Below are 12,999 nucleotides of genomic sequence, written 5' to 3'. Positions count from 1 at the left end.
GGTCGCAGGTCCTGTCCGACCTGCTCAACCGGGTTGTCGCGAGCGAAGTCGGCGGCAGTTCCGGGACAGGTCGTGCCCGCGCGCCACGCGGAGCGGCGCTTGCCGGCCCCGGTTCTCGGCGCCCGCCCGATCGCACCCGCGCCATGGTCCTGGCCGACTCGGAGCAGGTGGCGGTGGACGAGCGGAGCGGACTACGCTGATCGGCGTTCGGTGTCTTCCGTACTGCGGAAGGATTCCCGGTGACCGACAACCCCTCCGGTGTGGCTGACGAAGCGGTCGCGCTCGATTCGGGTGTCCCGCACCCGGCCCGGGTCTGGGACTACTGGCTCGGCGGCGAAGACAACTTCGCCGCCGACCGGGCGGCCGGTGATCAGATCCGCGCCGTACTGCCGGATGTCGCGGAGGCTGCTCGCGTCGATCGGGCCTTCTTGATCCGGGCGGTCCGATATCTCGCCGGCACGGCGGGGATCCGCCAGTTCCTCGATATCGGCACCGGTCTTCCCACCGCCGACAACACGCACCACGTGGCCCAGTGGGTGGCACCGGAGAGCCGCGTCGTCTACGTCGACAACGATCCGATCGTGCTGGCGCACGCCCGTGCCCTGCTGGCCGGGGCCGCGCAGGGCGCGACCGACTACATCGACGCGGACGTACGCGACCCCGACGCGATCCTGCGGGCCACCGAACGGACACTGGACTTCCGCCAGCCGGTGGGGATCATGCTGTTGGGCGTCGTTCAGTTCGTCGTCGACGACGCCGAGGCACGGGCGGTCGTACGACGGCTCGTGGCCGCCGTGCCGTCCGGCAGCTACCTGGCGATCGCCCATCCGATCGTCGGGGTGAGCGCGGAGCTGGAGGAGGCCGTGCGGCTCTGGAACGAGAGCGGTTCCGCACCGCAGGCGCTCCGGACACCCGAGCAGATCGCCATGTTCTTCGACGGTCTCGAGGTGCTCGAGCCGGGTGTGGTCCCATGTCCCCGCTGGCGGCCTCGGCCCCACGAGGCCGACGCCGACCGTGACGTGGCGCCGTGGCGCGTCTGCGCCGTCGGACGAAAACCCTGACCACCCGCGAGCCGCCTCGATTCGTCGTCCCCTCGGCGTCCGAAGGCCCGTCGGCTCCGGAACTCTCTTCAGCGGCGTACGCGGGCCGGACCGACCTGTCGAGCCTGGTCACCGCGCACGGTGCGGGTTCTGCCGCGGGACGTGCTTCAGACCCTCAGCGCCTCGGCGGCACCACGACGAGCCGCCGCCCATACCCGGTCTCCGGGCATCGGGCTGGCCGGCGTCGACCGGTGGGGTCAGGGTTTGCGGCCGACCACGCCGTAGGCGGTGACGTCGCGTGCGGCGGGCCGGGGTTGCGGCTCCGACTCGGCCCGCCACTCGGCGAGTGGCACGATCCCCGGCGACACCAGCTCCAGGTCGGTGTAGAACCGGCCGATCTCCTCGGCGTTGCGGGCCCGGCCCTGGCCGTTGGCCGGGTTCTCCCGCCAGGCCGCCTCGATCTTGGCGGCCAGCTCCGGTGGCAGGAAGTCGTTGGTGAAGTGGGTCATCACCAGCGCACTGCCGGCGGGCAGCGGCGCGAGCAGTTCCTCGACCAGGGCGTACGGGTCGTCCTCGTCGACGATGAAGTGCATGATCGCCACCAGCAGCACCGCCACCGGCTGCTTCAGGTCGAGCGTGGCGAGCAGGTCCGGGTGGCTGAGGATCTCCCGTGGTCGCCGCAGGTCGGCGTCCAGATAGGCGGTACGCCCCTGCGCGGTGCTGGTCAGCAGCGCCCGCGCGTGCGTCAGTACGATCGGGTCGTTGTCCACGTAGACGATCCGCGACTCGGCGGCGATCGACTGCGCCACCTGGTGGGTGTTGTCCACCGAGGGGATGCCGGTGCCGATGTCGAGGAACTGCCGTATCCCGGCTTCCTGTGCCAGGTAACTCACCGCCCGGCGGAGGAACCGGCGGTTCTCCTGCACCGCCATCCGGGCGCTCGGGTAGACCTTCAGCATCGCCTCGGCGGACTCGCGGTCGGCGGCGAAGTTGTCCTTGCCGCCGAGCAGGTAGTCGTAGCGACGGGCCGGGTGCGGCACCGTGGTGTCGATCCGGGAGGCGATGCCCTCGACCGACGGTGATGGGGAACTCGGGTCGGGCACCGACACCTCCAGACCTACACCGGAACCGCGCCCATCGTATGCGACCTCGGGTGTTACCGGGCGCCGGGGTGGATCATCGTCGCGGCCGACGTCGACCACGCCTGTCTGCGATGTTTCCGGCAGCCCTGCCCGGGTCCCAGGTAGGTGGACCCGGGCAGGCGACACGGCTTCCGGCGCGCCGACCGGGGAGGACCGGCCCGACCCGCTGGTCGTCCGCTCGGCGATGCGGCGTCGTCGACGCATTACCCGCATCGCCGCCCGGGTGCGGTGGGCCGGTTACCCGAACGGACGGATCCGGGTGTTCTGGAAGGACGTGTACCACCAGGTCCCGTGCCGCTTGACGGCGATGTTGGTGTTGACAGACAGAGCCTCCTCGGAGCAGGTGGTCTCGCCCGGCCAGAGGACACAGCCGGTGCGGACGATGACCGCCAGGTCCGGCTCGGGAAAACGCACCTGCTCGGTGAGCGTGCTGAGCCGGGTGCCCCGCAGGTACATGTCGAAGTAGCTCTGCATTCCGGCCTCGATGCCGGCCCTGGTCCGCAGATGGTCTCCGTTGAAGGTGACCACGTCCGCGTCCGGCGTGTGGATCGCCGCGTAGGCGGCGCCGTCACCCCGGGCCCAGGCGTCCTCCTGCCGTTCCTGGAGACGGTCGAGCGCCGCCAGATCGTGCTGCCGCGACGCTGCCGCATCCCTGCCGGCAGGCGGGGTCGCGGCGACCGCCGGGGTCATGCCGCCGACAACCGCCGCGCCGACCACCATGGCGAAGACCAGACGCCGGTACCTTCGCTGCACACTCATCATTTCTCCTTTCGATCGAACAATTTCCAACGGTCAGGTCAGGACAGTCCCTGACCCCAGGCCCTGCGCCACTTCCGAATGCCCGGCACACCCTGATCCGGAATCCGGAAAGAGTTCGCCTCGTCGACGGTGTGAGGGCGGAGAAAGAGTCGGCCATGACGGCGCGGGATCACCCCCTGGTACCACCGCGCACCAGTCGGCTGGCACCCCAGGCGACCAGTCCGGCGACCGCGCCGACGAGTAGCCCGGTGAGAAGGCCGCTGAACGTCGCGAAGACCCGGATCACGAGTTCTTCGGTTCCGGGCGACAGTTCGTTTTCCAGGTTGCCGCCGAGGGTCGCGTCGGCAGCCCCGCTCCGATCCCACAGGAGTTGGTGCACCAGGGCGAGGAATACGCCGTAGAGGCCGCCGACCACGAGCAGGGTGAGGAACGGCTTCGGCACCCGGGCCGCGAGCGCGACCATGATCCAGATCACCGGAGGGACGAAGACCAGCAGGAGGTTGACGAAGTCGCCCTCCTGGATGACGTCGAGGTCGTGCAGGACGACGCGGGGCACGGCGAGCAACGCCAGCCCGATCAGGGCGATCCACGGCAGGCCGAGGGTACGGACTTGCTTCTGCATGAGTAGGAAGCTATGCGGGCGGGCGGCTGCTGCCATCCGTCCCGGAGCGGGAGTGTGTACGTCGAGAAGCGACGTCGCCGTCGCCCCGCGACTACAGTTCGCCGGCCCCTGCTGCGGTTGGCAGATCCTAGGCTGGACGCATGGACGGACGCACGGGCCGGCTCGTGCCCTGGATTGTGGACGCCCTGCTCGGGCTCACCGTGATCGCCACGCTCACCGCCGTGATCTCGGCCCGGCAGGGCGGCAAGGAACCGGACGCGCTGGCGTACCTGTGGGCCATCGGACTCGGCGCGCTGATGCTCGCACGCCGGCAGCATCCCCGCGCGGTGCTCCTGTTGAGCGCCTTCGGGCTGATCGTCTACTACGTGGGCGGTTACCCCGCCGTCGGCGTCGGCGTTCCGCTGGCGGCCGCCCTGTTCTCCGCCGCGGAGGGCGGCCGGCTCGCCGCGGCGACCGCGACCGCCTCGGCGGTGCTCGTCGTCTCGTTGGCGTACCGGCTGCTCGCCGGACAGGACGCCGCCTACGTGCTGGGCTACGATCTGGCCACGCAGGTGACCTCGATGGCGATGGCGATCGCGCTCGGCGACGGCATCCGCAGCCGCCGCGCCCAACGCAGGCACCAGCGGGACATGGCGGAGCTGCTGGCTCGACAGTACGTCCAGGAGTCGGAGAGCCGCGTCCGCGAGGAACGCCTGGCCATCGCCCGCGAGCTGCACGACTCGATCGGCCACACGGTCTCGGTGATCTCACTGCACGCCGAGGTGGCCCGGGAGGCCGCGCCGCAGGGGTACCCGGTCCTGGACACCGCACTGCAACGGATCAAGGAGGCATCCTCGGCCACCATGCGGGAACTGCGGACCACCGTCGGCCTCCTCCGCTCGGCCAAACCGGCCGGCCGAGAGTCGATCTCGCTCAGCGACCTCTCTCCCGTGCTCGACGCGGCCCGCTCCGCCGGGTTCGACGTGGACGAGCGCGTCGAGGTGAAGTCCGAGACGCTGCCCCGGACCATCGACGTCGCGGCGTACCGGATCGTTCAGGAGGCGGTGACCAACGTCGTCCGGCACTCATCCGCGAGCCGGGTGAGCGTGGTCGCCGCCGCGGACGGGACGACGCTGCGGCTGACCGTCACCGACGACGGACCGCCACCTGACCGGCCCCGGCGCGGCGGGCACGGGATCGCCGGGATGACCGAACGGGCGAGCGCGCTCGGCGGTTCACTACGCACCCGACACGAGCCTGGCGGGTTCGTCGTCGAGGCCGACCTGCCGCTCGGGGAGGACGCGTGATCAAGGTGGTTGTCGTGGACGACCAGGAACTCGTCCGGGCCGGACTGCGCAGCCTGTTGGAGAACGACCCCGGCATCGAGGTCGTCGCCGAGGCCGGCAACGGGGTACGAGGATTGGCCGAGGTCCGCCGGCACCTGCCGGACGTCGTCCTGATGGACATCCGGATGCCACACGGCGACGGGATCGACGCCACCGCCCGGATCACCGCCGACAAGTCGCTGAGCAGGGTACGGGTGCTGATGCTGACCACCTTCGACGAGCCGGACGAGATCGACCAGGCGATCCGGGCGGGCGCCGCCGGCTACCTGCTCAAGGACACCAGTTCCGAAGATCTCCGGCAGGCGGTCCGGACCGTGGCGGCCGGCGGCAACATGCTCTCCCCCTCCGTGACGAAGCACCTGATGGAGCGGGTGGCCCAGCACGGCCAGACGTACGCCCGGGATCCGCGGCTGGACAGCCTGACCGACCGCGAACTGGAGATCCTCGCGCGAGTCGGACTCGGCGAGAGCAACCACGAGATCGGCAAGGTGCTGTTCATCAGCCCCGCCACGGCCCGGACCTACGTGAGCCGGCTGCTCGCCAAGTTACAGGCCCGCGACCGTACCCAACTCGCCGTCATCGCCCACCGCGCCGGGCTCGCCGAGCCCAGGTGAGCGCGGAGCAGGATTGCCACAGCCCGCCTTCACTCCGTCGTGAGCAGGTGGAACAACACGTGGTCCTGCCAGCTGCCCGCAATCTTCAGATAGGAAGGAGCCACCCCGTAAGGCCGGAACCCGTTACGCAGCAGCACCTGCTGCGATGCCGTGTTGTGCAGCAACGTCTCCGCCTGGAGCCGGTGCAGGTCGAGTTCGCCGAAAGCGAGAGCGATGGCATCGGCAACCGCCGCCGTGGCGAACCCCCGGCCCTGGTGCGACGGACTGACCCAGTAGCCGAGCACCGCGGACTGCAGTGCGCCCCGGGTGATCCCGTTGATGTTCAGCCGGCCGATCACCTCGTCCCCGTCGACGATGACGAGCGGGACCATGGTGCCCTGGACATGAGCCTCCAGCGCTGTTTCGAGGATCGTGCGCTGGTTGTCCAGCGTGAACCACGGGTCGTCACGCACTGGTTCCCACGGTGCGAAGGCTTCCCAGTTCGCGCGCAGCAGCGCGGTCACGGCGGAGGCATCGTCGACCGTGGCGACGCGGGTGACCGGCATGTCGTGACTCCATCGTTCCAGGGACCTGACCAGCGCAGACCATACCAAGGAAGGCTCCCGGGCTAGATCATCATCTGCTGGATCTCGGCGAGGATGTGGCTGGAGACCAGCATCCGGTCCGGCCCGACCGCGCCGGCCGGCACGGTTACCGGCCGCACAGGCCGACCACGGAGCGTGACGACTTCGGCTGATGCGCGGGCACGGACCAGGGCAGTGGGAGGTCGCGTCGCGGACGGCCGAGGAACGCTGGGGTCGCCGACCAGATCGAGCAGGCCCGTGGGGTCGGGGCAACCATGACGACTAACGCGCTCGCTGTTCGTCGCTCCCCGGGCGGGCCGGCGTCGGTGCCGGCGAGGGATCACGGGAGCTCAAGTCGGACGACCTGCGAGCGGCCAGCAGTTCCGACATGTTTTCCCTGCACCAGGCCCGGGCGGCCTCGACAAGAGTCAGCAGGCTCCGACCGAGCGGCGTGAGTGCGTACTCGACGCGCGGCGGATTCTCGTCGTACGACGTACGGGTGACGAGGCCGTCCCGTTCCATCGCGCGCAATGTCTCGGTCAGAACCTTCGGCGTGATCGTCCGCAACGGCACTCGGAGTTCGCTGAACCGACGCGGCCCATGCTCCAGGCAGAGCACCACCATTGCGGTCCATTTGTCGCCGATCCGAAACGGCATCACACTCGACGGGCACGCCGGATCGAACATGTCCGCGTCAAGCTGGGACGTCACCGCTCAAACCTAACCCAGTACCGTTGCGGTAACCTGCCCCCCGCCGACTAGCGTCGCGCCATGACCAGCATCGCGATTTTCGGGGCCGGCGGCCGGGCCGGGCGCGCCGTGGCCATCGAGGCACACCATCGTGGACACCACGTGACCTCGGTCGTTCGCAATCCCGACAAGTATCCCGACATCACCACTGCGGTAAGCGGCGACGTGACCGAACCGGAGTCGGTCGCCAGCCTCGTACGGGGTCACGACGCCGTGGTCCACGCGGTCAGTCCCGCATCCGGTCCGGAGGCACTCGCCGCCCTCGACCTCGATCCGGGCTTCTTCGTCAAAGCCGTCGACGCGCTTCTCTACGGCCTCTCCCGGGCCGGCGTACCCCGACTGGTCGTCATCGGCCTGTTCGCCAACCTCAAGGACGCGGAAGGCCGCCTTCTGCTCGACGATCCCGCCGTACTGCCCGTTGAACTGCGACCCTTCGCCCTTGCCCACACGGCCGGTCTGGACAGGCTCGCGACAGCAGACACCGTGGTCGACTGGCTCATGCTCACGCCACCGGCCGCATTGCGGACAGACGCTCCCCGCACCGGCCGCTACCAGATCGGCGGGGAACGCGTACCGGACCGAGAGGTCGCACACCTCTCGTACGCCGACCTGGCCGTCGCGACGATCGACGAAATCGAGTCGCCTCGCCACCACCGCACTCGCGTGTCCATCGCCAGTGAAGCCTCGTACGGCGCGCACCGCGTCGGGTGAAGCATCGGAGCGCGCCGGGCCCGGGACGGTGGGCCCGGCAGTCATCGGGCGAAGAACCGCCCGAGCACCGAGGCGAGTACCGCCGGGTCGGCGACGTGGGTCTGGCCGTCGAGGAGCCGCCGTTCCGCCTTCGGGATGCTCGCGGCTATCGCGTCCGCGGCATCGTCGAAGAAGCCCGGCTGAAGTCCACCGGTATGCGGGTCCGACGATCCGCCGGTGGCCACAAGCGTCGGTTGGGTGATCCCGGCCAGCCGGGCTGTCGGTGGCCGCCCGTCACCGAGGCAGGCCGCGTCGTAGGCGAGGGTGGGTGCGAGGGCCTCCAGACCGGCCCACACCGGCGATCTCCGCGCTCCCGCGATGTCCTCCTCGGATGCGCCGGCAAGCCGCATGAACAGTTCCACCGCGTCACCCCGCCGGCCGGCGGCCAGCACCCGCCCAAGCTCCTGCACGTACCGCGCGTAATGCCAGGCCATCCCCTCGTCCGTCATGTACGGCACCTCGTACACCGCGATGCGGTCGATCGGCAGCCCCGCCGGGGCAGCCTCGAACACGAGCGCACCACCCGACGAGGCACCGAACACGTGCGCCGATCCGCCTGCCTCGGCGATCAGCGCGGCCAGGTCCTCGATCTCGCGTTCCACGGCGTAGGGCGCGGTGTCGCCGCTGCCGCCCCGTCCACGGCGGGCGTAGTTGTAGACCGTGAACCGTCCGGCCAACTCCGAAGCCAGCGGCGCGTTCTCCGCACCGTCGTCAAGGCCACCACCGACCAGCACCACCGCCGGTCCACTACCCGTCCGCTCGTACGCGATCGCTGTGCCGTCCCTCGACGTCACGTACCCCATCCGACCCTCCTCCGGCAGGACCGACGTGCGCCGCAGAGACTAGTCCGTCCACGGCGTTCGCAGGCCCCGTACCTGCCACACCGAACAATGCCGAACCGATCCGAACACCGCTGCGGGCGGGGCCATGGAGTCGACCCGCACCGAAGTCCGGATTGTTCGGCATACACATGCCAGATGCCGGTCGACGGGTGGGGCGCCGGATCGGGCAGGGCTGCTCGCGGCGGCCGTGCCGCGTGCTGACACACCGTCGGTCGTCGGCGTGCACGACCAATTTCGCGACGTTGGCGCGGCACGGGCATGCTTGTGCCGTGGATGCATCAGCGCCCGGGACCCGACCCGATCCTGCGGGAGATCCTCCTCGCCCCGAGGAGGCCCAGGTAGCCGCCGAGCTTCTCGACGCGCTGCGCCGGCTGCGGTTGTGGTCCGGGCTGACGTACCGCCAGTTGGAGGCCAAGGCGGCGGCAGCCGGCGACGTGTTGCCCAGCAGCACCATCGCCACCGCCCTGGGCCGGTCCACGCTCCCCCGCGAGGAACTCGTCGCGGCGCTGACCAAGGCATGTGGTCTCGGTGAGGCCGATGTACAGCGCTGGGTCACCGCCCGCAGGAAGATCGCGATGCACACCACGAACCTGCGTATCGGGGAGTTGGCGGAGACATCCGTGGCGGCGGAGACGTCTGGCGGGCCGTCGGTGCCCGCAGATGTCGGTTCGCCGCCCGGCAGGGCGCAACCGCCGTTGGAATCGGGCGCCCCGGACCAGCGACCGGGCCGGTCTTTCCCGCCGCCGAACGTGATCCGGCGGCTCTGGCAGCCGTTCCCGTTGCTGGCCGGCGCCGTCGTCGCGCTGCTGCTGGCCGTCGGCGGATACCTGCTGTGGGAGAGGATCGGTGGCGGCGGGCGGGCGGCCAGTCCGTCGCCGGACGGTACGGCCAGCGACGCGGGTCTGCTCCTCGGCGACGCCGGCAGTTTCGCGCAGATCCGTCCGGCACACGCACCGGAGCTGTGCGTCAGCGCGGGACGCGACGAGCGGGTCGACTACGCAGAACCGCTCGCCACGCTACGTGCCTGCACCGTGCAGGCGCCGCCCCGGACCTTCCTCGAGCCGGTCGACGACAGGCACGTCTTCATCGAGTGGCATCACCCGACCGAGGGCATCGGCTGTCTGACGTTGCTGACCGACGGGGTTGCCAGAGACTCGCTAGAGCCGTGGAACGACTGCGACGAGTCCCGCTCGCAGCAGTTGTTCCGGTTCGAACCGGTCGGGGCGACCAACCGCTTCCGGCTGAGGCCGGCGTACACCGACGGATGCATGGGCCTGCGGGACCAGGCCGCCAAGCCGGGTACGGGCGTGCTTCAGGGGCGCTGCACCACGGGGCCGGACCAGGAGTTCCTCGTCGACCTGTTACCACCTGCCTGAGCGGCCCCGCTGGCGTACCTGCCCAGGTGGTTGGTGCCACGGTGTCAGAGTCCCGCCGTGACGGTGACGCCGGTTGCCGCCCGTCGTGGAGTCGTGACCCCGGTTACCAGGTTGCCGGTGGACGCGACCGACAGCGTCGTACCCGACGCGAGTTGGTAGTCGAGACCCACACCGGATCCGTTGCCCCGGATCGTGTTGCCGACCACGGTCGCGTTGCCGGTGCCGTAGTTGACCCGCAGTGCCAGGAAGGTGCCACCACCGCCGTTGAACCGGAAGATCCGGTTTCCCGCGATCGTCGACGCCGCCTCCCCCTGCACGGACACCTGCAACCCGACGGTCACGAAGTCTTCGATGTAGTTGTCCGACACGGTGCTGCCGAACAGCCGCTGGGCGGCGATCGCCGCGCCACTCGTACCGTAGACGTGGTTGCGCTGGACCATCCAGCCGGCCGTGTTGTCCAGGGCGATCCCGTCCGCACCAGAGTCCGCGATCCAGTTGTCGAGCAGTTGCCAGTCGGTCACGGAATTGCCGGTGTCCTCGACGAAAATGCCCCGGCCGCCCGACTCGCCGATGTGGTTGCCGACAATCCGGCCGTTGACCTGCGTGTTGACCAGCGCGGTGCCGTCCGCGGACAGATTGGTCAACCGGATCCCGTGTCGAGCCGCGCCCAGGATCTCCACGTCCTCGATCACCGACTGCCAGGACCGGACCACGAGTACGTCGCCGGCGCGCGGATTGCCGGCCCGGTTGCCGTCCAGGGACACGGATCGGACGGCGATGGGCGCCCCGGTGTACGGATCGTTGTCCAGATAGGAATCCGAGGCGAGCATGGCCGGCAGGTTCGCGCCGTCCGCCTGCCGGATGACCGTCCCGGCCCGGGACAGACCACGGTAGCTGCGTTCGCCGAGCAGTTTGATCCGGCCGTCGATCAGACACGGCCCGTCGATGACGATCTCGTCACCGGGTGAACTCGCCGCGATCGCACTGTTCAGGTTCTCGTCGTCCGAGACGGTGTTGGCGCAGGCGATCGTGACCTGCTCGGCGTGGGCCGGGGCCATCACTCCGAACGGAGCCAGCATCAATACCACCGATACCACGCAGATCACCGAGAGTGCAGGAACCAGCTTCTTGAGCCACGTCATGGTCCGGACCCTACTTCCGCCGCTCCGACTTCCCGTCGTACGGCGACGTTCGACTTTGTACGGAACCGTTCGAGCCCGCCGTTCGCCCATCTCCGGCCGTCGGAATCGACCTGCCCGGCGACGCCGACCCCAGCGTCCCGCGCGCCCTGATGACCCCGCCGGCGGCCTGCGCCGCCTGGCTTGACGAAGTGCTCGCCCAGCTCACCGACCACCCGGCGCACCTCGTCGGCTTCTCGTACGGCGGCTGGATAGCCATGAACCAGGCCACCCGGGCATCTGAACGGGTCGCCTCCATCACGCTGCTCGACCCCGCCGGGCTCACCAAGCCGACGCCCGCTTCTGGTGGTGGCTCTCGATCAGCGGCCTGGCGACCCTGGCCCCGATGCCGCTGCGCCGCCGCCTAGCCCGGTGGCTGGACAGCTCCGCCATGCTCGAACCGGACCTGATGACGCTCATGTGGGCCGGTACCCGCGGCTACCGGGCGGAGCCGAAGTTCCCCGGCGTCCTCACCGACGAGCAACCCCGCGCCATCGACGTGCCCGTCCTACTGGTCGCCGGCGCGCGTAGTGCCATGCTCACCCCGGCCGAGGCCCACGCCCGGGGAAGCCTCATGCCACACGCGGAGGTCGCCATCGTGCCCGGCAGCCACGGCGGCTTCAACCGGATCGACGAACTGAACGACCGGATCGCCGCCTTCATCAGAGCCCAGGCCACCGGCGAGCGGGCGACTCCCTGACGAGCCCCGATCCCCACCACGAACGAGGCGGCGAACTGCCGCACATCCGTCGGCAGATCGTGCCGGCCACCGCCACGCGACGACGGCTGCGCCCCGGCGTGGCACGGCAGGCGGCGGGCTGGAGATTCTCCCCTGCAACCGCACTGAGCTAACCCAGTTGTGGCGATAGGGCGCCTGACGGATCGACGGAACTTGCGCCGGGTCCCCGACTCGCCGAGCAACTGCGCCAGACCCACCAGTTCGTGCGAGCGATCGTCGGCGTTGGCGCCCGGACCGAGCCGGCCAGGCTGCGTGTCATCGACATCGAGGGGCGGTGCCCGGGTCGGCCCGTCCCCGGGCATCGGCATACTGCTCGGGTGCGCCTGCGAGGCTGCCACGCCGCGACCGGCGGGACAGGAAGCGTTGTTGTGCCACCGCAGGTTGCGTTTGCGACTCGTGGACCGGTCGCGGTAGCAGGTGGCTCATGCGCTCGCCGGTGCGGCGAGCGCGTCGAGTTGGCGTAGGTCTTCGGCATCGAGCGAGATGTCGGCGGCGTCGAGGTTCTCGTCCAGGTGGGCGAGGGACGCGGTGCCCGGCGTCGGGAGGACAACCGGTGCGCGGTGCAGCAGCCAAGCGAGGGCGATCTGGCTGATGGTGGCGGCGTACCGCTGTGCGATCTCGGCGATCGTGCGCGAGTGGCTGCCTTCGCCACCGGTTGTCAGGACTCCCTTGCCGAGCGGGAACCACGGCAGGAACGCGATGTTCCGCGCCTCGCACATGGCCAGTACCCGTTCAGAGTCACGGTGGACGAGGTTGTACCGGTTCTGCACCGACGCGATCGTGGCCTCGGCGAGGCAACACTCGAGCTCGTCGGCGGTCACCGTGTCGACCCCGATGTGCCGAATCTTGCCTGCTCGCTGAAGCTCGACGAGCGTACCGAGTTGCTCGGCCAATGGCACCTCGGGATCGATGCGGTGCAGCTGGTACAGGTCGATCGTGTCGACCTGGAGCCGGCGGAGGCTCGCCTCGCACTGCGCCCGCAACTGTTCCGGACGTCCTGCGTGATGCCAGACGTCCGGCCCCGTACGCACCACCCCGCCCTTGGTGGCGACGACCAGTCCGGTGGGATATGGATGCAGTGCCGCGGCGATCAGTTCCTCGACGACGTCGGGTCCGTAGTTGTCGGCGGTGTCGATGAGCGTGACCCCGCGCTCCACGGCCCGGCGCAGGATGGCGGTGCTGCGTGCGGCGTCGAGGCGGGCCTGCCAGTAGCCGGGGCCAGCGAGCTGGCCGGAGCCGAAGCCGAGACGGCGCACCGGGAGGTTTCCGCCGAGCTGGAAGGTTTCGTCGGACATCTTC

At 69.9% G+C, this 12,999-nt stretch carries 15 protein-coding genes; 7 read left to right on the top strand and 8 right to left on the bottom strand.

Annotation, left to right across the window (positions count from 1 at the left end; translation table 11 throughout):
* Positions 1 to 239: 239 nt before the first annotated feature.
* On the top strand, positions 240 to 1,061 hold the full coding sequence (locus tag Pen02_RS14290; RefSeq protein ID WP_239140658.1) for an SAM-dependent methyltransferase: 822 nt from the start codon (positions 240 to 242) through the stop codon (positions 1,059 to 1,061).
* 236 nt (positions 1,062 to 1,297) lie between these two features.
* Here Pen02_RS14290 and Pen02_RS14285 read toward each other — a convergent pair whose 3' ends face one another.
* From Pen02_RS14285 to Pen02_RS14275, 3 genes are all read right to left on the bottom strand, one after another.
* Positions 1,298 to 2,143 (bottom strand): SAM-dependent methyltransferase, encoded by an 846-nt coding sequence (locus tag Pen02_RS14285; RefSeq protein WP_239140656.1) that lies wholly within the window; start codon positions 2,141 to 2,143, stop codon positions 1,298 to 1,300.
* Between the two features lie 276 nt (positions 2,144 to 2,419).
* Positions 2,420 to 2,941 (bottom strand): SgcJ/EcaC family oxidoreductase, encoded by a 522-nt coding sequence (locus Pen02_RS14280; RefSeq protein WP_203866484.1) that lies wholly within the window; start codon positions 2,939 to 2,941, stop codon positions 2,420 to 2,422.
* Between the two features lie 169 nt (positions 2,942 to 3,110).
* Positions 3,111 to 3,563: a hypothetical protein gene (locus Pen02_RS14275; RefSeq protein ID WP_203866483.1), complete on the bottom strand. Its 453-nt coding sequence runs from the start codon at positions 3,561 to 3,563 to the stop codon at positions 3,111 to 3,113.
* Positions 3,564 to 3,703: 140 nt separating this feature from the next.
* Here Pen02_RS14275 and Pen02_RS14270 point away from each other — a divergent pair, with 140 nt between their 5' ends.
* Both Pen02_RS14270 and Pen02_RS14265 read left to right on the top strand, forming a co-directional pair.
* Entirely contained in the window at positions 3,704 to 4,849 is a 1,146-nt protein-coding gene (locus tag Pen02_RS14270; RefSeq protein ID WP_203866482.1) for a sensor histidine kinase, read from the top strand.
* Complete coding sequence (locus Pen02_RS14265) at positions 4,846 to 5,502, top strand: response regulator transcription factor (protein ID WP_203866481.1); 657 nt, start codon at positions 4,846 to 4,848, stop codon at positions 5,500 to 5,502. Before Pen02_RS14270 ends, Pen02_RS14265 begins: the two co-directional genes overlap by 4 nt.
* A gap of 29 nt (positions 5,503 to 5,531) precedes the next feature.
* Here the strand turns inward: Pen02_RS14265 and Pen02_RS14260 are convergent, their stop codons facing one another.
* The gene (locus tag Pen02_RS14260) at positions 5,532 to 6,047 is read right to left on the bottom strand and encodes a GNAT family N-acetyltransferase (RefSeq protein WP_203866480.1); all 516 of its coding nucleotides are present in this window, start codon (positions 6,045 to 6,047) and stop codon (positions 5,532 to 5,534) included.
* Between the two features lie 300 nt (positions 6,048 to 6,347).
* Positions 6,348 to 6,776 (bottom strand): winged helix-turn-helix transcriptional regulator, encoded by a 429-nt coding sequence (locus Pen02_RS14255; RefSeq protein WP_239140654.1) that lies wholly within the window; start codon positions 6,774 to 6,776, stop codon positions 6,348 to 6,350.
* A gap of 60 nt (positions 6,777 to 6,836) precedes the next feature.
* Here Pen02_RS14255 and Pen02_RS14250 point away from each other — a divergent pair, with 60 nt between their 5' ends.
* Complete coding sequence (locus Pen02_RS14250) at positions 6,837 to 7,526, top strand: NAD(P)-dependent oxidoreductase (RefSeq protein WP_203866479.1); 690 nt, start codon at positions 6,837 to 6,839, stop codon at positions 7,524 to 7,526.
* A 41-nt stretch (positions 7,527 to 7,567) separates the two neighbouring features.
* On the opposite strand, the gene Pen02_RS14245 is transcribed toward Pen02_RS14250, so the two are convergent.
* A complete protein-coding gene (locus Pen02_RS14245; protein ID WP_203866478.1) occupies positions 7,568 to 8,368 on the bottom strand; it encodes an alpha/beta fold hydrolase in 801 nt (266 codons plus the stop codon).
* Between the two features lie 308 nt (positions 8,369 to 8,676).
* On the opposite strand from Pen02_RS14245, the gene Pen02_RS14240 reads away from it, so the two are divergent.
* Entirely contained in the window at positions 8,677 to 9,783 is a 1,107-nt protein-coding gene (locus tag Pen02_RS14240) for an RICIN domain-containing protein (protein ID WP_203866477.1), read from the top strand.
* Between the two features lie 44 nt (positions 9,784 to 9,827).
* Here the strand turns inward: Pen02_RS14240 and Pen02_RS14235 are convergent, their stop codons facing one another.
* Positions 9,828 to 10,925, bottom strand: coding sequence for a right-handed parallel beta-helix repeat-containing protein (locus Pen02_RS14235; RefSeq protein WP_239140652.1), 1,098 nt, complete (start codon positions 10,923 to 10,925; stop codon positions 9,828 to 9,830).
* 104 nt (positions 10,926 to 11,029) lie between these two features.
* Between Pen02_RS14235 and Pen02_RS14230 the strand changes: the two genes are divergently transcribed.
* Positions 11,030 to 11,329, top strand: coding sequence for an alpha/beta fold hydrolase (locus Pen02_RS14230; RefSeq protein ID WP_203866797.1), 300 nt, complete (start codon positions 11,030 to 11,032; stop codon positions 11,327 to 11,329).
* The gene (locus Pen02_RS14225; RefSeq protein ID WP_203866476.1) at positions 11,308 to 11,661 is read left to right on the top strand and encodes an alpha/beta fold hydrolase; all 354 of its coding nucleotides are present in this window, start codon (positions 11,308 to 11,310) and stop codon (positions 11,659 to 11,661) included. The genes Pen02_RS14230 and Pen02_RS14225 overlap by 22 nt, the downstream gene beginning before the upstream one ends.
* 461 nt (positions 11,662 to 12,122) lie before the next feature.
* Here Pen02_RS14225 and Pen02_RS14220 read toward each other — a convergent pair whose 3' ends face one another.
* Positions 12,123 to 12,995, bottom strand: a complete 873-nt coding sequence (locus tag Pen02_RS14220) for an aldo/keto reductase (protein ID WP_203866475.1) — start codon at positions 12,993 to 12,995, stop codon at positions 12,123 to 12,125.
* Positions 12,996 to 12,999 lie beyond the last annotated feature (4 nt).

The sequence above is a fragment of the Plantactinospora endophytica genome (assembly GCF_016862915.1).
Taxonomy (GTDB): domain Bacteria; phylum Actinomycetota; class Actinomycetes; order Mycobacteriales; family Micromonosporaceae; genus Plantactinospora; species Plantactinospora endophytica.
Note: the sequence above shows the minus strand (reverse complement) of the source record. Positions and strands in the feature narration are given on the sequence as shown.